Consider the following 18931-nt stretch of genomic DNA (forward strand, 5'->3'; position numbering starts at 1 on the left):
ATCACGGTCTGGATGTTCGACTGCGCGTCCGTCGACGCACCCACGTCGTACGACCGGCGATCCGCACCCGCACCCGCCATCACACACCACTCCCCGAAAAGCCCAACAGAACGAAAAGACCAGATGGAACGAACCGAACTCCGACGAAACGTCGAGCGGCTCAGCGGAAGCGCGCGGCGTCGAAGTTCGCCGCGGACATCTGCTGACGCGCGTTGTCGCCCTGCTCCTGGTCACCCGAGGAGAACGCCGCGTCCATCCCCGACTGACCGCCCAGGATCGCCGACAGCGACGAGTTCAGATCCGACGCGATCCGGTCCGCCCGCGCCTTGAACTGGTCGAACATCACCCGGCCCGAACCGTTGAACTTCCCCTCCAGCGGCTGTGCCGCCGCCACCAACTGCCGGACCAGACCACCCAGATCGTCCGTCGAACCACGCGTGTCCCGCTGCAACGACGACAGTGTCTGCGCACCCATGTCGAACTTCATCGTGCTGACTCGCCTCCCCCGTGTGGGCTACCTCGGCGACCGATCCCGGCCGGCCTCACGTCTCTCTACCATCTCTACCAACACCGTAGTTGCCCGTGCAATCGAGGTTCGCGTCGCTTACAGAAGCGGCACAGAACCATGACCGAGCCGTGGGACGGACCGGCCCGGTGCGTGGGCGTCAGCGCGTGGCCGCCGCCGTCGGCCCTTCGCGGCAGATCAGCAGCAGCGCCCGGTCGTCGTTGACGTCCTTGGCGACCGCCTCGATGAGATGCCAGGCCGCGCCGTGGAAGCCGCCGGCGACATAGCGGTCGGCCTCGCCGGTGAGGCGGTCGATGCCCTCGACGATGTCGCGGTCGGAGGTCTCCACCAGGCCGTCCGTGAACAGCATCAGGACGTCACCGGGCCGCAGCGAGCCCTTCACCGGGTCGAACTGGGCGCCGTCGTAGACGCCGAGCAGCGGGCCCTCGGCGGCCTTCTCCTCCCAGCGGCCGCTGCCCGCGCTGAGCTGGAGGCCCGGGGGGTGTCCCGCGGAGTACAACTCGTAGTCGCCGGAGTCCAGATCGAGAACCAGGTGGATGGAGGTGGCGAAGCCCTCGTCCCAGTCCTGGCGGAGCAGATAGCCGTTCGCGGCCGGGAGGAAGGCGTGCGGCGGGAGGGAGCCGAGGAGGCCGCCGAACGCGCCGGACAGCAGCAGGGCGCGCGAGCCCGCGTCCATGCCCTTGCCGGAGACGTCGGTGAGGACGACCTCCAGGGTCCGGCCGCCGTTGGTGCGGGCCGCGACCACGAAGTCGCCGGAGAAGGACTGGCCGCCCGCCGGGCGCAGGGCCATCTCGCGGTGCCAGCCGTCGGGCAGGCCGGGCAGCTTGCTCTGCACCCGGATCCGTTCGCGCAGGTCGAAGAGCATGGTGCCGCCGCGCCGCCAGGGCACGCCGACCCGGCTGCGGAACTGCGCGAGCAGCAGACCGAAGAAGCCGCAGGCCGCGACGACGAGCACGGTCCCCGGGGTGACCCGGGACGGGCCCTCGGTGTAGGGGCCGAGTTGCACCGACTCCACGATCAGCGCCGTGGCGGCCGCCGCGTACAGGCCGAGCAGGCTGGCCGGGCGCAGCAGCAGTCCGCCCACGACGACGGGCAGGACCAGGGCGGCCGGGGAGAACCACACCGCGTTGGCCAGGGTCGCCGCAGCGATGAGCGGGACGGTCAGGAGCAGGCCGGCCAGGGCGATCCAGTCCGAGCCGTCGCCGCGGAAGTAGTCCACGGCGGCTCGGCGCAGCCCGACGCGGGCCCGGTGCCACTGCTTCTTCAACCGGGCCGTGAACGTGTCGGCTTCCGACCGCCGCTCTCGTCCTGATGCCATTAGTTCGGGACCCTATCCATCGGACCAGCCCCTTGGCACGGGAGGTCCCACTTGTCCCCCGTCCGAGGGCCGACATCACAGTGAACTTCACCGGCGGCCCGTGCGCCGCCGGCCGGCGGAAATTCCCTCGCTCGTCCCGCATCGCCCTGGTAGGCATGGCCCATGGCGACTGACGTGAGCGGTTCTTCGGCCGGCCTGCGGGTGTTGCAGCGGGAGGAATGGGGCAAGTGGTACGACACCCTGCTCCGGGGCTTCGGCGGGGTGCCGGAGGCCGCGGAGGAACGGGAGTTGTGGAACGCGCTGACCGAGTTCGACCGCTCACTGGGCGTCTGGGAGGGCGACGAGTGCGTGGGGACGGCCGGGGCGTTCAGCTTCCGGCTGACCGTGCCCGGCGGCGCCCAGGTGCGGGCGGCCGGTGTCACGATGGTCAGCGTCGCGGCCACGCACCGCCGGCGCGGGGTGCTGACGTCGATGATGCGGCGGCAGCTGGACGACGTGCGCGCCTGGGGTGAGCCGCTGGCCGTGCTGACGGCGTCCGAGCCGGCGATCTACGGCCGGTTCGGCTACGGCGCGGCCACCTTCCACCTGGGCGCCGAGATCGACACGACCCGGGTGCGGCTGTCGGTGCCGGACGGGACGGACGACGTACGGGTGCGCTTCGCGGCGCCGGCCGACGTCCTGGACGTGTGCGAGGCGCTGTACGCCCGGCTGGTGCCGACGCGGCCCGGGCTGCTGGCGCGGCAGCCGGGCTGGGAGCGGCTCGGGGTGCTCGACCCCGAGAGCGAGCGGGGCGGGGCGTCGCCGCTGCAGTGCGTGCTCGCCGAGCGGGACGGGGAGACGGTCGGGTACGCGCGCTACCGCATCAAGCCGGAGTGGGAGCCCGCCGGGCCGAACGGCACGGTCGTCCTGGAGGACCTGGTCGCGCTGGACCCGGCGGCGGACGGGGCGCTGTGGCGCTTCCTGTTCGGGATCGACCTGACTGCGAAGATCACCGTGCGCAACCGTCCGGTGGACGACGCCTGGCAGTACATGGTGTCCGACATACGGCGGTGCCTCACGCGCCTGCGGGACTCGCTCTACGTCCGGCCGGTGGAGGTCGGGGCGGCGCTCCAGGCGCGGACGTACCAGGCGCCGGTGGACGTGGTGTTCGAGGTGGAGGACGCGTTCTGCCCCTGGAACGCCGGGCGCTGGCGGCTCAGCGGTGATGGGAAGGGCGCGTCCTGCGAGCGCACCGGGGACGCGGCAGACCTCGTCCTGTCGGTGCGGGAGTTGGGCTCCGCGTACCTCGGAGGTGTGTCGCTGACGGCGCTGGCCGCGGCGGGGCGGGTCCGCGAGGTGCGGCAGGGGGCGCTGGCGGAGGCCTCGGCGGCGTTCGGCAGCGGGGGTCCGGCCCCGTGGCTGCCGCACGGGTTCTGAGGCGGGACGGGCCTCCCGGCTCGCGGTCCGGTCAGGGACGCTGGCAGGTGGGGCACCAGAACAGGTTGCGGGCGGCGAGGTCGGCGGTGCGGATCTCGCCGCCGCACACGTGGCAGGGCAGGTTCGCCCGGCGGTAGACGTACACCTCGCCGCCGTGGTCGTCCACGCGGGGCGGGCGGCCCATCGCCTCCGGGGTGTGCTCGGGGCGGACGGTGTCGATGCGGTTGTTGCGGACGCCCTCGTGCATGAGGGCGACGAGGTCGGCCCAGATCGCCCGCCACTCGGCGGGGGTGATGTCCTTGCCGGGGCGGTAGGGGTCGATCCGGTGCCGGAAGAGGACCTCGGCGCGGTAGACGTTCCCCACACCGGCGATGACCTTCTGGTCCATGAGCAGGGCGGCGATCGTCGTGCGGCTGCGGGAGACGCGCCGGTACGCGCTGTCCGGGTCGGCGTCGTCGCGCAGCGGGTCGGGGCCGAGGCGCTCGTGTATCGCCTGCTTCTCCGGGGGCGTGAGGAGGGCGCAGGTGGTGGGACCGCGGAGGTCGACGTGGGCCGTGTCGTCGGCGAGGCGGAGGCGGACGGTGTCGGTGGGGGGCGGCGCGGGGGCGGGGCCGAAGGTGACCTTGCCGAAGAGGCCGAGGTGGATGTGCACCCACCGGGTCCCGGCGAAGCCGAGGAAGAGGTGCTTGCCGTGGGCTTCCGTGCCGGTGAGTTCGGTGCCGGTGAGGAGGGCGGCGGCGGAGGCGAACTTGCCCTGGGGGCTGGTGACCCGGGGTGCGCTGCCGAGGAAGGCCGTGGCGTAGTCCTGGGCCAGGCGGTGAATGGTGTGGCCTTCCGGCACGGGGTTCGTCCTCCGACGGGCGTGTGTCTGGTCCGCGGCACGGGCCGGCGTCGCGTTCGGTGCGCGCCGGGTGACGGTGCGGACATCGCGGCGGCCCGGGATCGCTCGGTGCGCGTCCCCGGGCCGTCGGCCGGCTGTGGGGTGCTACGACTGCGGGTGGTGCGGCGGGATCGGCGGCAGGTCGCCGGTGGTCTCGTACGCGGAGAGCATGTCGATCCGGCGGATGTGACGCTCGTCACCGGAGAACGGGGTGCCGAGGAACGTCTCGACGAACTTCGTCGCCTCGTCCCGGGAGTGCATGCGGGCGCCGACGGCCACGACGTTGGCGTTGTTGTGCTGACGGCCCAGCGCGGCCGTCTCCTCGCTCCAGGCGAGGGCCGCGCGGACGCCCTCGACCTTGTTCGCCGCGATCTGCTCGCCGTTGCCGGAACCGCCGATGACGATGCCGAGTGCGTCGGGGTCGGCGGCCGTGCGCTCCGCCGCGCGGAGGCAGAAGGGCGGGTAGTCGTCCTGGGCGTCGTAGATGTGCGGGCCGCAGTCCACGGGGTCGTGCCCCGCCGCCTTCAGCCACTCGACGAGGTGGTTCTTGAGTTCGTAGCCCGCATGGTCCGAGCCGAGGTACACGCGCATGGCACGAGTGTGACACGGGCGGTCGCGGGAAGGCGCGCGGGGTGGTGGTCGGGAAATGCCGGCCTGAATGTGAAGTGGATTACGGAAGCTCAGGGAAACCTCAAGTAACAATCTGGATTCAAAGGTTCTCCTATACGTTCGCCTCCGATTCACTGGACCGGCTCGTACACCGCTCGTATGAGCCCCGCACCACCGTCATGCCGCGGCACACCCCCGTTCGCACGGCGTGCGCGGTGAAGTGCGGACGTACCACTCCCCGGCGCAAAGGAAATCCGTTCCATGACCTCGCAGCCGACGACGAAGACGACCGAGAAGGACCGTGAAGGACCCGGGGACCCCGGGGCGCACGGTTCCGGGCTCCAGGCCGGGCTGAAGAACCGGCACCTGTCGATGATCGCCATCGGCGGTGTCATCGGCGCCGGGCTCTTCGTCGGGTCCAGCTCCGGTATCGCCACCGCCGGTCCCGGCATCCTGCTGTCCTACGCCCTCGTCGGCACGCTCGTGGTGCTGGTGATGCGGATGCTCGGCGAGATGTCGGCCGCCAACCCGACCTCGGGTTCCTTCTCCGCCCACGCGGACCGGGCGCTCGGTTCGTGGGCCGGCTTCTCCATCGGCTGGCTGTACTGGTTCTTCTGGGTCGTCGTGCTCGCGGTCGAGGCGACCGCCGGCGCGGTGATCCTCGAGGGCTGGATACCGGCCGTGCCGCAGTGGGCCTGGGCCCTGATCGTGATGGTCGTGCTGACCGCGACCAACCTGGTCTCCGTCGGCTCCTACGGCGAGTTCGAGTTCTGGTTCGCGGGCATCAAGGTCGTCGCCATCGCCGCGTTCATCGTCATCGGCGGACTGGCCGTGTTCGGCGTGCTGCCGGGGGTCGACAGCGACCAGGCCGGATTCGGGAACCTCACCGAGCACGGCGGCTTCCTGCCCCACGGGGCCGGGGCCATCCTCACCGGTGTGCTGCTCGTCGTCTTCTCCTTCATGGGCAGCGAGATCGCCACCCTGGCCGCCGGTGAGTCGGAGAACCCGCAGCAGGCCGTCACCAAGGCCACCAACAGCATCATCTGGCGTGTCGCCGTCTTCTACCTCGGTTCGATCCTCGTCGTGGTGTCCCTGCTGCCGTGGGACAGCAAGTCCATCACCGAGGACGGCTCCTACGTCGCGGCGCTCGACTCACTCGGCATTCCGCACGCCGGTCAGATCATGAACTTCATCGTGCTGACCTCGGTGCTGTCCTGCCTCAACTCCGGCCTGTACACCGCCTCCCGCATGGCCTTCTCGCTCGGCCAGCGCGGGGACGCGCCGAAGGCCTTCGCCCGTACGACCTCCAACGGCGTGCCGCGCACCGCGATCCTCGCGTCCGTCGCGTTCGGCTTCGTCGCCGTGTTCTTCAACTACAAGTTCCCGGACTCCGTCTTCCTGTTCCTGGTGAACTCCAGCGGTGCGGTCGCCCTGTTCGTGTGGCTGGTGATCTGCTTCTCCCAGCTGCGCATGCGCAGGATCATCCAGGCCGAGGCGCCGGAGAAGCTCGTGGTGAAGATGTGGCTGTACCCGTACCTGACCTGGGCGACGGCCGCGCTGATCGTCTTCATCCTCGGCTACATGCTCACCGACACCGAGCACGACGGGCGCACCACCATCTCGCTGTCGCTGCTGGTGGCGGCGGTGGTACTGATCATCGCCTTCGTGAAGGAGAAGGTGCGGGGCGGCCGCCGGCCCGCCGACGCGGCCCCCGCCGACCGGCGCGACGAGGTCTCGGCCGGCTGAGCCGCACGGCCGCTTGCCGTTCCGGGTGAACGGGCGGGCCTGTGGTGTGTGCCGCCTCACGGCACACACCACAGGCCCTTCTTCGTGTCCTCCACCGCACCGCCGCACAGCCACCGTGAAGCTGTCCTCAGCCTTCGGCCGGTGCCGTCCGGCACGAGCCACCCTCGCCCGGCGCCCCGGCCACTGCCCCGCTGCCCGGCACGGGCGGCGAGCCGGCGGGCCCGGGCCGCGAGCAACTGCCGCGGTGGGCCCGGCCGGTGAGGTGCTGCCCCTGGGGGCGGCCCGGACGGCGCTGCTCCCGGCGGGCGCGGGCGGCCCGTGGTGGTCGCGACGACGGCGCCCGGAAGGCCGGCCGGGCGGCCGACCGGCCACGGTGACGCCGAGTACGTCGAAGGCCCGCCGGGGTGTCTTCCCCGGCGGGCCTCCTCGACGTCTCCTGCCGGTCGGCGCGGCGGTCAGCGCCTGCCGGCGAACTTCCACGCCGTGGGCAGCGCGCCCATCGCCAGCGCCGCCTTCAGGGCATCACCGATGAGGAACGGCGTGAGGCCGGCCGCGATGGCCGCGGTGGCGGACATGCCGGTCGAGAGGGCGAGGTAGGGCACGCCCACGGCGTAGATGATCGCCTCGCCGACGAGCATCGTGCCGGCCATGCGCCACACCGAGCGGTCCGCGCCGCGGCGGGCCAGCGCGCCGACGACGGTCGCGGCGAGGATCATGCCGAGGATGTAACCGAAGGACGGGGCGATACCGGACGTGCCGCTCGCGAACCACGGCACCCCGGCGACGCCCGCCACCGCGTACAGCGCGAGGGCGAGCAGGCCCCGGCCGGCGCCGAGCGAGGTGCCGACGAGCAGCGCGGCGAACGTCTGGCCGGTCACCGGCACCGGGGAGCCGGGCACGGGCACCGACAGCTGGGCGGCGAGGCCGGTGAGCGCGGCGCCGCCGAGCACGAGGGCCGCGTCCCGGACGCGGGAGGACGGGAGCAGGTCGGCGAGGACCTGTCCGGTGCGGGCGGGTGTGGCGGCGGCGGTGCTCATGGGGACTCCGCGGGGGTGAGGGCCGGTGGGACACGGTGACGCTATCCCAGCGCCCTCGCGCCGATCACCGTCAGCGCTCGACAAAGGCACGAGGCGGGCCTTGGTCGGCTCCGGACAAAGGATGCCGTCTGCACCGGGTGTCGCGTGACACCGGTCACGGAGTTCAGGTGGCCCGCGGCACGCCGACGGCCGGAGGGGCCGCTGTAGGTTCCCGCCAAAGACCCTCAGCCGCCCTTCCGTGGACTTCCCGGCCGTGTCTCGCCCGTCGGGCGCGCTCTGTCCGCCGCAGGGGCGTTTTGCTAGCGTCTCGCCCATGGTTGCCCAGGCCCGGTACTTCTCGCAGCGTCGTTACGTCGACCTGCGCCGCCAGGGCACGGCCACCTGTCGCCGCCCGGTGTGAGGCGGGGCGGCTCGGTTCCGGCCCGCCGATCGAGACGGCACAGTGTCGGACCGGCCCCAGGAAGTTGCCATGCCCCGTACCGCGGCCCCTTTTCCCCCGTCCCCCGTCCCCCGTGTCGCCGACAGCGACCGGCGCCGCACCAGCGCGAGCGTCGTCCTGCGGTCCGTGCTGGAGCACGGGCCCGTCGCGCGCAGCACCATCGCCCGGCTGACCGGCCTGTCGCCGGCGTCGGTGACCGACTACTGCGCCCGGCTGGCCGAGTCGGGCCTCATCCGCGAGTCCGCCGTGCCGCTGCGGTCCAACGGGGTGGGGCGGCCGCACCTGCCGGTCGACCTGGACCGCTCCCGGTTCGTGGTGGGCGGGGTGCACGTGGCGGTGCCCCACACCACGGTGGCGCTGCTGGACCTGCGCGGGCGGGTCCTGGCCCGGCGCGAGCTGAAGCACGACGGGGCCGGTCCGGCTCGGGTGCTGGCCCGGGCCGCCGACGGGCTGGCGGCGCTGCTGGCCGGGGCCCGCGGCAGTCGGCCGCTCGGCGTCGGGTTCGCGGCGGGCGGCTGGGTGGACCGGGACTCGGGCACCGTCGTCGAGCATCCCCTGCTGGGCTGGCGCGAGGTGCCGGTGCGCGACCTGCTGGGCGCGCACACCGGCCTTCCGGTCCATGTGGACGGGCACGCCCGGGCGTTGCTCAACGCGGAGCGGCTGTTCGGTCCGGCCCGGGGCAGCCGCAGCGTGCTCCACCTCTTCGCGGGCAACATGGTCGACGCGGCGTTCGCCACCAACGACGAGGTGCACCACGGGCCGCGCTCCCAGGCCGGGGCCATCGCCCATCTGCCGGTGCCGGGCGGCTCGGAGCCCTGCGACTGCGGCCGGACCGGCTGCCTCCAGGCCGAGTTGAGCGAGCGGACCCTGTGCCGGCGGGCCAGGGAGGCGGGGGTCGTCGACGGCGTGAACCCGATGCACGTGGTCGGGGCGGCCGCCGCCGGTGACACCGTGGCGGCCGGGTTGCTGCGGGAGCGCTCGCGCCGGGTGGGGCGTGCGGTGGGACTGCTGCTGGACGTGCTCAACCCGGAGCGGGTGGTGGTGACGGAGATCGGTGCCATGCACCGCGAGGACTGTCTCGCCGCCCTGCGCGAGGAAGTCGGGCCCGGTCGGGCGGACACCGTACGGCCGATCGGTTTCACGGACTGCGTACCGGCCGTCGCGGGCGGTTCGGTGGCGCTCGACGTTCTCTACCGGGATCCGCTGGGCGCGTCACCTGAGGCTATTTAATTCAGAAACTCGGAATGTTGACAGGCCGGGCCGCTGACCAGGAACATCCTGGTCATGAGCCCGCTCACGAGCTGTCGCACCTTCTGTTGCTGACCCGTTGACGCGCCCCCGGCGCCCCTTCGCGGAGCGCCTGCTTCTTCCTTTGTGACATTTCCGTGAATTCGCGGCCGGTTCTTCCCGGCCGGGAATTCCGTGCGCTGTTCCGTCTTCATACCCAGGGAGCCCTCCCATGCCCTCGCCCCCCGTTTCCGGTGTCGACCGGCGTCTGTTCCTCACCTCGCTGCTCGGCGTGACGGCCGCAGCGGCCGGGCTCAGCGGCTGCGCGGACGGCAGTGCCGCTGCCGGTGAGCCGGCCTCCGACGCCCCGCTGGCCACCGAGGTTCCGGCGGGCACCGGCCTGAAGATCGCGTCGTACCAGAACGCACAGGAACTGCAGTTGAAGCTGGCCGGGTTGGACGACCTGCCGTTCACGGTGACGAACTGGCTGAACATCGGCGCGGGCCCCGACGTCATCAACGCCTTCCGCGCGAAGTCCCTGGACGTCGCCAACAACGCCGGCATCCCGCCGATCCAGGCGCACTACCAGGGCTTCGACGCGAAGATCGTGGCGATCAACATCACCCGCAAGCCCAACTACCTGTTCGCCACCAAGCCCGGGAGCGACATCCGCGAGGTGGCGGACTTCCGGGGCAGGCGCCTCGCCTTCTCGCAGGGCCAGGCGCAGGGCGTGGTCCTGCTGCGGGCGCTGAAGAAGGCCGGGCTGAAGTACGACGACGTGGAGCTGGTGCCGCTGACCAGCAACCAGTTCCTCACCGCCCTGCAGTCCGGGCAGGTGGACATCGCACCGCTGGCCAACACGCAGGCGCCCGCGTACCTGACGCAGTACAAGTCCGCCCGCACCGTCACCACCGACGTGGTCGACCTGCTCAGCCTGCTGTGGGCGCCGGTGGCGGTGCTGAACGACCGGGCGAAGGCCGCCGCGGTCGCCGCCTACATCCCGTACTGGGCGAAGAGCCTGGTGTGGACCTACGAGCACCCCGACGAGTGGAACGAGCGGTTCTACGTCGGGACGCAGAACCTGACCCTCGCCCAGGCCGAAGCGGTGACCGCGCTGGCCAACAAGCCGCTGTTCCCGCCCCGCTGGGACGAGGCGATCCGCTGGGAGCAGGAGACCGCGGACCTGCTCGCCGAGGGCGGGTTCGTGAAGAAGTTCGACGTGTCCGAACTGTTCGACCACCGCTTCGAGTCGCTCGCGGCCGAGGCCGTGCCGGCGGAGTACCGGAGGTGACCGCCGTGACCACGACGACGCACACCGCCCCGGCCGCCGCCGCGCCGCTCACCCCGGTGGAGGAGGCGCACCAGGTGCGCAGGCGCCGGCGGCTGGCCCCGGGCAGGCGGCTGCCCGCCGCCCGGCTGGCCGGGCCGGCCGTCGTCCTCGTCCTGTGGATCGGCGCCTCGGCCGCGGGACTGCTCGACGCCGGGGCCGTACCGGCGCCGTGGACGGTGCTGGAGACCGGCACCCGGCTGTGGACCGAGGGCACCCTGCCCGACGACATCCTGACCTCGCTGCGGCGGGCGGCGAGCGGGTTCGCGATCGGCCTGACCGTGGGCATCCTGCTGGCGCTGGCGTCGGGGCTGACCCGCACCGGCGAGGCGCTCATCGACGGGACCGTGAACCTCAACCGGGCCATCCCCACCCTGGGCCTGATCCCGCTGTTCATCCTGTGGCTGGGCATCGGCGAGACCTTCAAGATCGCCATCATCGCGATCGTCGTCTACATCCCCCTCTACCTCAACACGCACGCGGCGCTGTCCGGCATCGACAGCCGCTTCGTCGAACTGGCCGAGGTGCAGGGGCTGTCCAGGTACCGGTTCATCCGGCAGGTCGTGATCCCGGGGGCGCTGCCCGGGTTCTTCGTCGGGCTGCGGCTCGGCGTGACCGGCTCCTGGCTTGGCCTGGTGGTCCTGGAGCAGATCAACGCCACCAGCGGGCTCGGCTACCTGATGTTCCAGGCGCAGAACTACGGCCAGACGGACGTGATCCTCGTCGGTCTGGTCGTCTACGGCGTTTTCGGGCTGATCTCCGACAGCGCGGTCCGTCTCATCGAACGGAGGGTGCTGTCATGGCGCCGCACACTGAGCAGCTGACCCGCCCGGCCGTGCGACTGCGGGGCCTGACCCGGTCGTTCGAGGGGCGCACGGTCCTCGACCGCATCGACCTGGACCTGCCCGCCGGGCAGCTCACGGCCCTGCTCGGGCACAGCGGCTCGGGCAAGAGCACGCTGCTGCGGGCCATCGCCGGACTCGACCACGGCGTCACGGGAAGCGGGCGGCTGACCGCGCCCGAGCGGGTGTCGGTGGTGTTCCAGGACTCCCGGCTGCTGCCCTGGCGGCGGGTCCTCGACAACGTGCTGCTCGGCGCGGAGGGCAAGGACGCCGGGCGCCGGGGCCGGGCGGCCCTGGAGGAAGTGGGGCTGAAGGGCCGCGAGCGGGCCTGGCCGGGCGAGCTGTCCGGCGGCGAGGCCCAGCGCGCCGCCCTGGCCCGCTCCCTGGTGCGGGAGCCGGAACTGCTGCTGGCGGACGAGCCGTTCGGCGCGCTGGACGCGCTGACCCGGATCCGGATGCACGGCCTGCTGCGGGAGCTGTGGGAGCGCCACCGGCCCTCGGTGCTGCTGGTCACCCACGACGTGGACGAGGCGATCGTGCTCGCCGACCGGGTGCTCGTCCTGGACCAGGGCCGCATCGGCCTCGACCTGACCATCGACCGCGCGCACCCGCGGTCGTACCGCGATCCCCTGCTCGGCGAGTACCGGGAGCGGCTGCTGGCCGCGCTCGGTGTGACGGAGGACCACCGATGACCCGCGGACGGCTGCATCTGAACGCGTTCCTGATGACCACCGGACACCACGAGGCGTCGTGGCGGCTGCCGGAGAGCGACCCGTACGCGAGTGTCGACCTGGCCCACTACGTGCGGCTCGCGCGGATCGCCGAACGGGGCACCTTCGACTCGCTGTTCCTCGCCGACGGCCCGCAGCTGTGGAGCAGTGTGGCGCAACGGCCCGCCGGGGCGCTGGAGCCGATCACGCTGCTGACCGCGCTGGCGACGGCCACCGAGCACATCGGGCTGATCGCCACGGCCTCCACCTCGTACAACTCGCCCTACAACCTGGCGCGCAAGTTCGCCTCGCTCGACCACATCAGCGGCGGCCGGGCGGGCTGGAACATCGTCACCACCGCCGGTGCGGACGCGGCCCGCAACTTCGGTCTGGACGCCGAGCCGGCGCACGCCGAGCGGTACGCGCGGGCCGCCGAGTTCCTCGACGTGGCGCTGAAGCTGTGGGACAGCTGGGAGGACGACACGGTCGTCGCCGACAAGGCGGCGGGCGTGTGGGGCGACGACGCGAAGATCCATCCGCCCCGGCACCGGGGGCGCTTCTTCAGCGTCGAGGGGGCGCTCAACGTGCCCCGCTCGCCACAGGGTTACCCGCTGCTGGTGCAGGCCGGCTCCTCCGAGGACGGCAAGCGGTTCGCGGCCCGCTACGCGGAGGCGGTGTTCACCGCGCAGCAGACGATCGAGGACGCGCGGGCCTTCTACGCCGACATCAAGGCCCGCGCGGTCGCGGCCGGCCGGGACGCCGGGCACCTCAAGGTGCTGCCGGGCATCGTCCCGGTGATCGGTTCCACCGAGGCCGAGGCCCGGGCGCACGAGCGGGTCCTGGAGGACCACATCGTGCACACGCACGGCGTGCGGCACCTGGAGCGGCTGTTGCGGCTGGACCCGGGCACCCTCGACCTGGACGGCCCGCTGCCGGCCGACCTGCCGCCGGAGAGCGCCATCGAGGGCGCCAGGAGCCGGTACACGCTCGTGGTCGAACTGGCCCGGCGCGATCGGCTCACCGTGCGGCAGCTGATCGGGCGGCTCGGCGGGGGCCGCGGGCACCTCACCTTCGCGGGCACGCCCGAGCAGGTCGCCGACACCATCGAGCTGTGGTTCACCTCGGGCGCCGCCGACGGCTTCACCATCATGCCCGCGGTGCTGCCGTCCGGCCTGGAGGCGTTCGTCGACCACGTCGTGCCCCTGCTGCGCGCCCGCGGGCTGCTGCGCACCGAGTACGGCGCCCGCACCACCCTGCGGGGGCGCTACGGCCTGCCGCGCCCCGCCAACCAGCACGTCCTCGCCCCGGCCCTCGTCTGACCCACCCGGAAGGAAACCGCCATGAGCATCGAGATCCACAAGGTCACCGCGCACATCGGCGCCCGCGTCGAGGGCGTCGACCTCACCCGGCCCCTCGACCCGGACACGTACACCGCCCTGCGCGAGGCGCTCAACGCGCACAAGGCCCTCGTCTTCGACGCGGAGGGACTGGACGACGCGGGCCAGCAGGCCTTCGTGCGGCACTTCGGGGACATCACCACCGCCCACCCGACGGTGGCCGCGGTCGACGGCGCCCCGCACGTGCTGCCGGTCGACAGCGAGGGCGGCCGGGCGGCCAACCACTGGCACACCGACGTGACCTTCGTCCTCAACCCGCCGCAGGCCACCAGCCTGCGCAGCATCACCGTGCCGCCCTACGGCGGGGAGACGCTCATCGCCAGCTCGGCCGCCGCCTACCGCAACCTGCCCGACTCCCTGCGGCGCCTGGCGGACACCCTGTGGGCCGAGCACACCAACGACTACGACTACGCCGTACCGGAGGAGGACGTCGACGAGGAGCAGGCGGCCCGGCGCGAGGAGTTCACGTCGATCACGTACCGCACGGTCCACCCCGTCGTGCGCGTCCATCCCCTGACCGGCGAGCACGGCCTGTTCATCGGCGGCTTCGCCCGGCGGATCGTGGGCCTGTCGACGGGCGAGTCCCGCAAGATCCTGGACCTGCTCCAGGCGTACGTCACGCGGCCGGAGAACGTGCTGCGCCACCGCTGGTCGCCGAACCAGCTCGTGCTGTTCGACAACCGCATCACCCAGCACTACGCCGTCGACAACTACGACGGCCTGCCGCGCCGCCTGCACCGCGTCACGGTCGCCGGGGACGTCCCGGTGGGCGTGGAGGGCAAGGAGAGCTACGTCATCGAGGGCGACGCCTCGCACTACACGCCGGTCGCCGCATAGGCACGCTGAGCGACCGGCGCGTCCACATGATGGGATGCCTCTTCGCGCGGGAGGGGAGGCGTCCGAGACTGGCGGGGTTTTTGCCCTCGTACGCCCTTCACGCATTGGACGAGCCGCGCCCATGCCCAGCAGCACCACCCAGGAGACGCCGACCGGCACGGACGGCGTCTCCCTCTCCCACGGCCTGAAGCAGCGCCACCTGTCGATGATCGCCCTCGGCGGCGTGATCGGCGCCGGTCTGTTCGTCGGCTCCGGTGCCGGCATCGCCGCCGCCGGACCGTCGATCGTGGTCGCCTACGCCCTCTCCGGTCTCCTGGTGATGCTGGTGATGCGGATGCTGGGCGAGATGTCGGCCGCGTATCCCTCCTCCGGTTCGTTCTCGGCGCACGCGGAGCGGGCCATCGGCCCCTGGGCCGGGTTCACCGCCGGCTGGTCGTTCTGGGTGCTGCTGTGCACGGCGGTCGGCCTGGAGGGCATCGGCGCCGCGAAGATCGTCAGCGGCTGGCTGCCGGGCACCCCGGAGTGGGTGTGGGTGGCGCTGTTCATGGTCGTCTTCTGCGGCACGAACCTCGCCGCCGTGAAGAACTTCGGCGAGTTCGAGTTCTGGTTCGCCGCGCTGAAGGTCGCCGCGATCAGCCTGTTCCTGGTGCTCGGCGTGCTGGCGGTCCTGGGTGTCCTGCCCGGGACCGACTCGCCCGGCGCGAGCAACCTCACCGACTTCCTGCCCAACGGCGGCGAGGGGCTGGTCATCGGCCTGCTCGCCTCGGTCTTCGCCTACGGCGGCCTGGAGACGGTCACCATCGCGGCGGCCGAGTCGGAGAACCCCGTCCAGGGCGTGGCGCGCGCGGTCCGTACCGCGATGTGGCGCATCGCGCTGTTCTACATCGGCTCCATGGCCGTCATCGTCACGCTCGTGCCCTGGGACTCGAAGGAGGTCGTCGAGAAGGGCCCGTACGTGGCCGCCCTCGACGAGCTGGGCATCCCCGGCGCCGGCCAGCTGATGAACGTGGTCGTGCTGGTGGCGCTGCTGTCCGCGATGAACGCCAACATCTACGGCGCCTCGCGCATCGCCTACTCGCTGGTGGAGCGCGGCCAGGGCCCGAAGGGGCTGGGCCGGGTCTCGGGCGGGGTGCCGCGGATCGCGGTGCTGGCGTCGTCGGTGTTCGGCTTCCTGTGCGTGCTGCTGAGCTACTGGCGGCCCGACGACGTCTTCGCGTGGCTGCTGAACATGATCGGCGCGGTGATCCTGGCCGTCTGGATCTTCATCGCCGTCTCGCAGCTGCGGCTGCGCCGCCGGCTGGAGCGGGAGGCACCCGAGCGGCTGGCCGTGCGGATGTGGGCGTTCCCGTGGCTGACGTGGGTGGCCCTGGCCGGGATGGCGGCCGTGTTCGTCCTCATGGCCCGCGAGCCGGACACCCGGGTCCAGCTGTACTCGACGGGCGGCATGATCCTGGCCCTGGCGGCCGTCGGCTACGCCTGGCAGCGGGCCCGCGCCAAGCGGTAGGAGTCCCCCGCACGCAAAAGGCCCCCGCAGACCCCGCGGGGGCCTTTTGCGTGCCCCCACCCCGCACACCCGCCCTCTTGCTGCTAGCGTGCAGTTGCAAGAGGATTGCAATAACAGGTCCGAAGGGGATCCCCGCCCATGCCCGTGTACACGCTGCCCGAGCTGCCGTACGACTACTCGGCCCTCGCCCCGGTGATCAGCCCCGAGATCATCGAGCTGCACCACGACAAGCACCACGCGGCCTATGTGAAGGGCGCCAACGACACGCTGGAGCAGCTCGCCGAGGCGCGCGACAAGGAGACCTGGGGCTCGATCAACGGGCTGGAGAAGAACCTGGCGTTCCACCTGTCCGGGCACATCCTGCACAGCATCTACTGGCAGAACATGACCGGCCCGAAGGACGGTGGCGGCGAGCCGCTGGCGCAGGACGGCGTGGGCGAACTCGCCGACGCCATCACCGAGTCCTTCGGCTCCTTCGCCCGCTTCAAGGCGCAGCTGTCCAAGGCGTCGGCGACGACGCAGGGTTCCGGCTGGGGCGTGCTCGCGTACGAGCCGCTCAGCGGCCGGCTGATCGTCGAGCAGGTCTACGACCACCAGGGCAACGTCGGCCAGGGCTCGACCCCGATCCTGGTCTTCGACGCCTGGGAGCACGCCTTCTACCTGCAGTACCGCAACCAGAAGGTCGACTTCATCGAGGCCATGTGGCAGGTGGTGAACTGGCAGGACGTGGCCCGGCGCTACGAGGCCGCCAAGTCCCGCGCGGACGTCCTGCTGCTGGCCCCCTGAGGGCCGCCCGGCGTCCTGCCTCGTGATCGTCTTCTCACCCTTCACGCACGGCAGGCGGAGAGAAGGAAGCCCCCGCGAGGACGTGACTCGCGGGGGTTTCCCGTGCCCGGCCGCCGCCCGCTACACCGCGTCCGCCTCGCACGGCACGTTGAGGGACATCAGCCCGGCGGACCCGTCGGGCCGCACGCGCAGTTCGCTGACCGCGGCGTTGCGCAGCCGCGGGAGCAGCCGGCGGTACTCGGGCAGGGGAATCGACAGCAGGGTGCACAGCACCAGGCGCAGCAGCGTGTTGTGGGCGACGACCAGGACCCGGCCGCCGGGGTGGCCCGCGGCGATCTCCCGCAGGGCGCGCACCCCGCGGGCGGCGGCCGCCCGCGGATCCTCGGCCCCGGGGAAGGAGTTGGCCACCGGATCGGCCCGGTAGGCCGCGGCCCACTCCGGGTCCTCCGTCTCGAACTCGGCGAGCGTCCGGCCCTCGACGACGCCGAAGTCGCACTCGCGCAGGCCGGGTTCGCGCTGCGGGACGAGGTCCAGGGCACGGCAGGCGGGTTCGGCGGTGGCGACGGCCCGGGACAACGGGGAGGTCCACACGGCGTCGACGGGATGGGCGGCGGCCCAGCGGCCCAGGGCCTCGGCCTGGGCGCGGCCGGTCTCGGTGAGGCCGATGTCGCTGACGCCCGCGTAGCGGTTTTCGGCGTGCCAGACGGTCTGCCCGTGGCGGGCCAGCAGGAGGGTCGTACTCATGAGGCGGAAGTATCCCGGTTCAGGCGGCCTTGCGCATGGGCGGCGACCGGGCCGGGCAGCCAGCCGCGCTCGTGCAGGGCCTCCACCAGGCGCGCGTACGGATCCGCGAAGGCCGCGGTGCGGTCCGGGCGGGGTTCGACGACGGCCCGGACGCGCACCATGCGCCCGGCGGTCTCCGCCAGGGTCCCGGACCCGGACACGGCGTGGGCCGCCAGCGCGGCCATGCCCAGGGCCGGTTCGGTCTGTTCGGGGACGCGGGCCGCGCGGCCCAGGATGTCGGCCCGCAGCTGGTTCCAGTAGGGGCTGCGGGCCCCGCCCCCGGTGAAGGTGAGCGGGCCGTCGAGGGGTGCGCCCAGGTGGTGCAGGTAGTCCAGGCACAGGCGTTCGGTGAGGGCGACGCCCTGGAGCAGGGCGGCCCACCGGTCGGCGTCGCCGGCCGGGTCGCCGAGGAGGAGCGGCGTCGCCTGCGGGGCGCGGAAGGGGAAGCGCTCCCCCGGCGACACGAGCGGGTAGGCGAGGGTGCCTGACGGCTCGAAGGCCGCCGCCCGTTCGTCCATCGCGGCCGGGTCGACGCCCGGGAAGTGCGCCGCGAGCGCGCCGGCGCCGACGCCGGAGGCTCCGCCGGGCAGCCATGTGCCGTCCGGGGCGCGGTGGTTGTAGACCACGCCGGTGGGGTCGCGGACCGGCTCGCGGGCCGCGCCCTTGAGCACGAGGGTCGTGCCGAGGACCGAGTTCCAGGAGCCGGGCCGCAGCGCGCCCGAGGCGATCTGGGCCGCGCAGCCGTCGGTCATGCCGGCCAGCACCGGTGTGCCCGCGGGGATGCCGGTGGCCTCGGCGGCGCGGGCGCAGACCTCACCGAGGAGGGTGCCCGGGTGCACGACGTCCGGGAGGAACCCGTCGGGGACGCCCAGCCGGGCCAGGGCGGCCTCGGGCCAGCGGTCGCCCTCCAGGTCGTAGCCCGTCTTCAGGGCGTGGCTGGAGTCGGCCGGGGGCGGCTGGCCCAGCAGGCGGGTGGCGACCAGGTCGGGCTGGTGCCGCAGCCGCAGGCCCGGCCCGTACTCACCGAGCAGCCACAGGGCCTTGGGCAGCGCCCAGGTGTCCTGCACGGCGAGCCCCGCCTTCCGGGCCCGGGCGGCCTCGGTGACCGCGCGTGCGTCGTCGTACATCAGCGCCGGACCGGCCGGGCGGCCCGAGCCGTCGGTGAGCAGGACCGTGCCGGAGGTGCCGCAGACCGCGAGGCCGCCGACCGGCAGCCCCGGGGGCGCGGCCGCGAGGGCCGACCGGGACGCCGTGCACAGGGCCGACCACCAGTGCAGCGGGTCCTGCTCGTGCCGCACTCCGTCACGCCGCCCCGTCAGCGGGGCCGAGCCGCTGCCGAGGACCGTGCCGTCGGCGGTGACGAGCAGGGCCCGGACGCTCTGCGTGCCCAGGTCGATGCCCAGCCAGCCGGCTCCCTCGTCCACCATCCGGAACCTCCCACGCCGTCGCAGCCGGACTGTGAACCTCCCACTGTGCCCCGGTATTTCCGGGTGCGCGAGGGATTGACGGCCAACCTCAGCCGTTCCACCCTCGGTTGACGAGTCGCC

The 18931-nt window shown here is 72.7% G+C and carries 17 protein-coding genes; 10 read left to right on the top strand and 7 right to left on the bottom strand.

Translation table 11 applies throughout. The features are described 5' to 3' along the window. Positions 1 to 160: 160 nt before the first annotated feature. Positions 161 to 487 (bottom strand): hypothetical protein, encoded by a 327-nt coding sequence (locus Q5694_RS14445; RefSeq protein WP_333933311.1) that lies wholly within the window; start codon positions 485 to 487, stop codon positions 161 to 163. 178 nt (positions 488 to 665) lie between these two features. Beyond that, positions 666 to 1844 carry a PP2C family protein-serine/threonine phosphatase gene (locus Q5694_RS14450; protein ID WP_333933312.1) on the bottom strand — a complete coding sequence of 393 codons (1179 nt, stop codon included), beginning with the start codon at positions 1842 to 1844 and terminating at the stop codon, positions 666 to 668. A 162-nt stretch (positions 1845 to 2006) separates the two neighbouring features. Between Q5694_RS14450 and Q5694_RS14455 the strand changes: the two genes are divergently transcribed. Beyond that, positions 2007 to 3260 carry a GNAT family N-acetyltransferase gene (locus Q5694_RS14455; protein WP_333933313.1) on the top strand — a complete coding sequence of 418 codons (1254 nt, stop codon included), beginning with the start codon at positions 2007 to 2009 and terminating at the stop codon, positions 3258 to 3260. A 31-nt stretch (positions 3261 to 3291) separates the two neighbouring features. On the opposite strand, the gene Q5694_RS14460 is transcribed toward Q5694_RS14455, so the two are convergent. Continuing rightward, positions 3292 to 4101: an Fpg/Nei family DNA glycosylase gene (locus tag Q5694_RS14460; protein WP_333933314.1), complete on the bottom strand. Its 810-nt coding sequence runs from the start codon at positions 4099 to 4101 to the stop codon at positions 3292 to 3294. A 144-nt stretch (positions 4102 to 4245) separates the two neighbouring features. Next, entirely contained in the window at positions 4246 to 4731 is a 486-nt protein-coding gene (locus Q5694_RS14465; protein ID WP_333933315.1) for a ribose-5-phosphate isomerase, read from the bottom strand. A 279-nt stretch (positions 4732 to 5010) separates the two neighbouring features. Here Q5694_RS14465 and Q5694_RS14470 point away from each other — a divergent pair, with 279 nt between their 5' ends. After that, positions 5011 to 6495 (top strand): amino acid permease, encoded by a 1485-nt coding sequence (locus tag Q5694_RS14470; protein WP_333933316.1) that lies wholly within the window; start codon positions 5011 to 5013, stop codon positions 6493 to 6495. Positions 6496 to 6950: 455 nt separating this feature from the next. Here the strand turns inward: Q5694_RS14470 and Q5694_RS14475 are convergent, their stop codons facing one another. Beyond that, the gene (locus Q5694_RS14475; RefSeq protein WP_333933317.1) at positions 6951 to 7532 is read right to left on the bottom strand and encodes a biotin transporter BioY; all 582 of its coding nucleotides are present in this window, start codon (positions 7530 to 7532) and stop codon (positions 6951 to 6953) included. Between the two features lie 469 nt (positions 7533 to 8001). On the opposite strand from Q5694_RS14475, the gene Q5694_RS14480 reads away from it, so the two are divergent. The 8 genes from Q5694_RS14480 (at position 8002) to Q5694_RS14515 (ending at position 16601) form a co-directional block, all read left to right on the top strand. Continuing rightward, positions 8002 to 9201: an ROK family transcriptional regulator gene (locus tag Q5694_RS14480; RefSeq protein WP_333933318.1), complete on the top strand. Its 1200-nt coding sequence runs from the start codon at positions 8002 to 8004 to the stop codon at positions 9199 to 9201. A 229-nt stretch (positions 9202 to 9430) separates the two neighbouring features. Beyond that, a complete protein-coding gene (locus Q5694_RS14485) occupies positions 9431 to 10489 on the top strand; it encodes an ABC transporter substrate-binding protein (protein WP_333933319.1) in 1059 nt (352 codons plus the stop codon). Further along, positions 10486 to 11349 (top strand): ABC transporter permease, encoded by an 864-nt coding sequence (locus tag Q5694_RS14490; protein WP_333933320.1) that lies wholly within the window; start codon positions 10486 to 10488, stop codon positions 11347 to 11349. Before Q5694_RS14485 ends, Q5694_RS14490 begins: the two co-directional genes overlap by 4 nt. Further along, entirely contained in the window at positions 11325 to 12059 is a 735-nt protein-coding gene (locus tag Q5694_RS14495; protein ID WP_333933321.1) for an ABC transporter ATP-binding protein, read from the top strand. Before Q5694_RS14490 ends, Q5694_RS14495 begins: the two co-directional genes overlap by 25 nt. Further along, complete coding sequence (locus tag Q5694_RS14500; protein ID WP_333933322.1) at positions 12056 to 13396, top strand: LLM class flavin-dependent oxidoreductase; 1341 nt, start codon at positions 12056 to 12058, stop codon at positions 13394 to 13396. Before Q5694_RS14495 ends, Q5694_RS14500 begins: the two co-directional genes overlap by 4 nt. 21 nt (positions 13397 to 13417) lie before the next feature. Beyond that, positions 13418 to 14311, top strand: a complete 894-nt coding sequence (locus Q5694_RS14505; protein ID WP_333933323.1) for a TauD/TfdA dioxygenase family protein — start codon at positions 13418 to 13420, stop codon at positions 14309 to 14311. Between the two features lie 121 nt (positions 14312 to 14432). Continuing rightward, positions 14433 to 15815 (top strand): amino acid permease, encoded by a 1383-nt coding sequence (locus Q5694_RS14510; protein ID WP_333933324.1) that lies wholly within the window; start codon positions 14433 to 14435, stop codon positions 15813 to 15815. A gap of 138 nt (positions 15816 to 15953) precedes the next feature. Then, a complete protein-coding gene (locus Q5694_RS14515; protein WP_333933325.1) occupies positions 15954 to 16601 on the top strand; it encodes a superoxide dismutase in 648 nt (215 codons plus the stop codon). A gap of 120 nt (positions 16602 to 16721) precedes the next feature. On the opposite strand, the gene Q5694_RS14520 is transcribed toward Q5694_RS14515, so the two are convergent. Both Q5694_RS14520 and Q5694_RS14525 read right to left on the bottom strand, forming a co-directional pair. Beyond that, positions 16722 to 17345, bottom strand: a complete 624-nt coding sequence (locus Q5694_RS14520) for a histidine phosphatase family protein (protein WP_333933326.1) — start codon at positions 17343 to 17345, stop codon at positions 16722 to 16724. Further along, positions 17342 to 18811 (bottom strand): FGGY-family carbohydrate kinase, encoded by a 1470-nt coding sequence (locus tag Q5694_RS14525; RefSeq protein ID WP_333933327.1) that lies wholly within the window; start codon positions 18809 to 18811, stop codon positions 17342 to 17344. The genes Q5694_RS14520 and Q5694_RS14525 overlap by 4 nt, the downstream gene beginning before the upstream one ends. Between the last annotated feature and the right edge of the window lie 120 nt (positions 18812 to 18931).

It is taken from the genome of Streptomyces sp. AHA2 (genome assembly GCF_036857595.1).
Lineage (GTDB): Bacteria > Actinomycetota > Actinomycetes > Streptomycetales > Streptomycetaceae > Streptomyces.

Excerpts from the sequence above, each read along its gene's own strand:
- Q5694_RS14445 (WP_333933311.1), bottom strand. The coding sequence starts at position 487 with ATGAAGTTCGACATGGGTGCGCAGACACTGTCGTCGTTGCAGCGGGAC.
- Q5694_RS14450 (WP_333933312.1), bottom strand. The coding sequence starts at position 1,844 with ATGGCATCAGGACGAGAGCGGCGGTCGGAAGCCGACACGTTCACGGCC.
- Q5694_RS14455 (WP_333933313.1), top strand. The coding sequence starts at position 2,007 with ATGGCGACTGACGTGAGCGGTTCTTCGGCCGGCCTGCGGGTGTTGCAG.
- Q5694_RS14465 (WP_333933315.1), bottom strand. The coding sequence starts at position 4,731 with ATGCGCGTGTACCTCGGCTCGGACCATGCGGGCTACGAACTCAAGAAC.
- Q5694_RS14470 (WP_333933316.1), top strand. The coding sequence starts at position 5,011 with ATGACCTCGCAGCCGACGACGAAGACGACCGAGAAGGACCGTGAAGGA.
- Q5694_RS14475 (WP_333933317.1), bottom strand. The coding sequence starts at position 7,532 with ATGAGCACCGCCGCCGCCACACCCGCCCGCACCGGACAGGTCCTCGCC.
- Q5694_RS14480 (WP_333933318.1), top strand. The coding sequence starts at position 8,002 with ATGCCCCGTACCGCGGCCCCTTTTCCCCCGTCCCCCGTCCCCCGTGTC.
- Q5694_RS14485 (WP_333933319.1), top strand. The coding sequence starts at position 9,431 with ATGCCCTCGCCCCCCGTTTCCGGTGTCGACCGGCGTCTGTTCCTCACC.
- Q5694_RS14495 (WP_333933321.1), top strand. The coding sequence starts at position 11,325 with ATGGCGCCGCACACTGAGCAGCTGACCCGCCCGGCCGTGCGACTGCGG.
- Q5694_RS14500 (WP_333933322.1), top strand. The coding sequence starts at position 12,056 with ATGACCCGCGGACGGCTGCATCTGAACGCGTTCCTGATGACCACCGGA.
- Q5694_RS14505 (WP_333933323.1), top strand. The coding sequence starts at position 13,418 with ATGAGCATCGAGATCCACAAGGTCACCGCGCACATCGGCGCCCGCGTC.
- Q5694_RS14510 (WP_333933324.1), top strand. The coding sequence starts at position 14,433 with ATGCCCAGCAGCACCACCCAGGAGACGCCGACCGGCACGGACGGCGTC.
- Q5694_RS14515 (WP_333933325.1), top strand. The coding sequence starts at position 15,954 with ATGCCCGTGTACACGCTGCCCGAGCTGCCGTACGACTACTCGGCCCTC.
- Q5694_RS14520 (WP_333933326.1), bottom strand. The coding sequence starts at position 17,345 with ATGAGTACGACCCTCCTGCTGGCCCGCCACGGGCAGACCGTCTGGCAC.
- Q5694_RS14525 (WP_333933327.1), bottom strand. The coding sequence starts at position 18,811 with ATGGTGGACGAGGGAGCCGGCTGGCTGGGCATCGACCTGGGCACGCAG.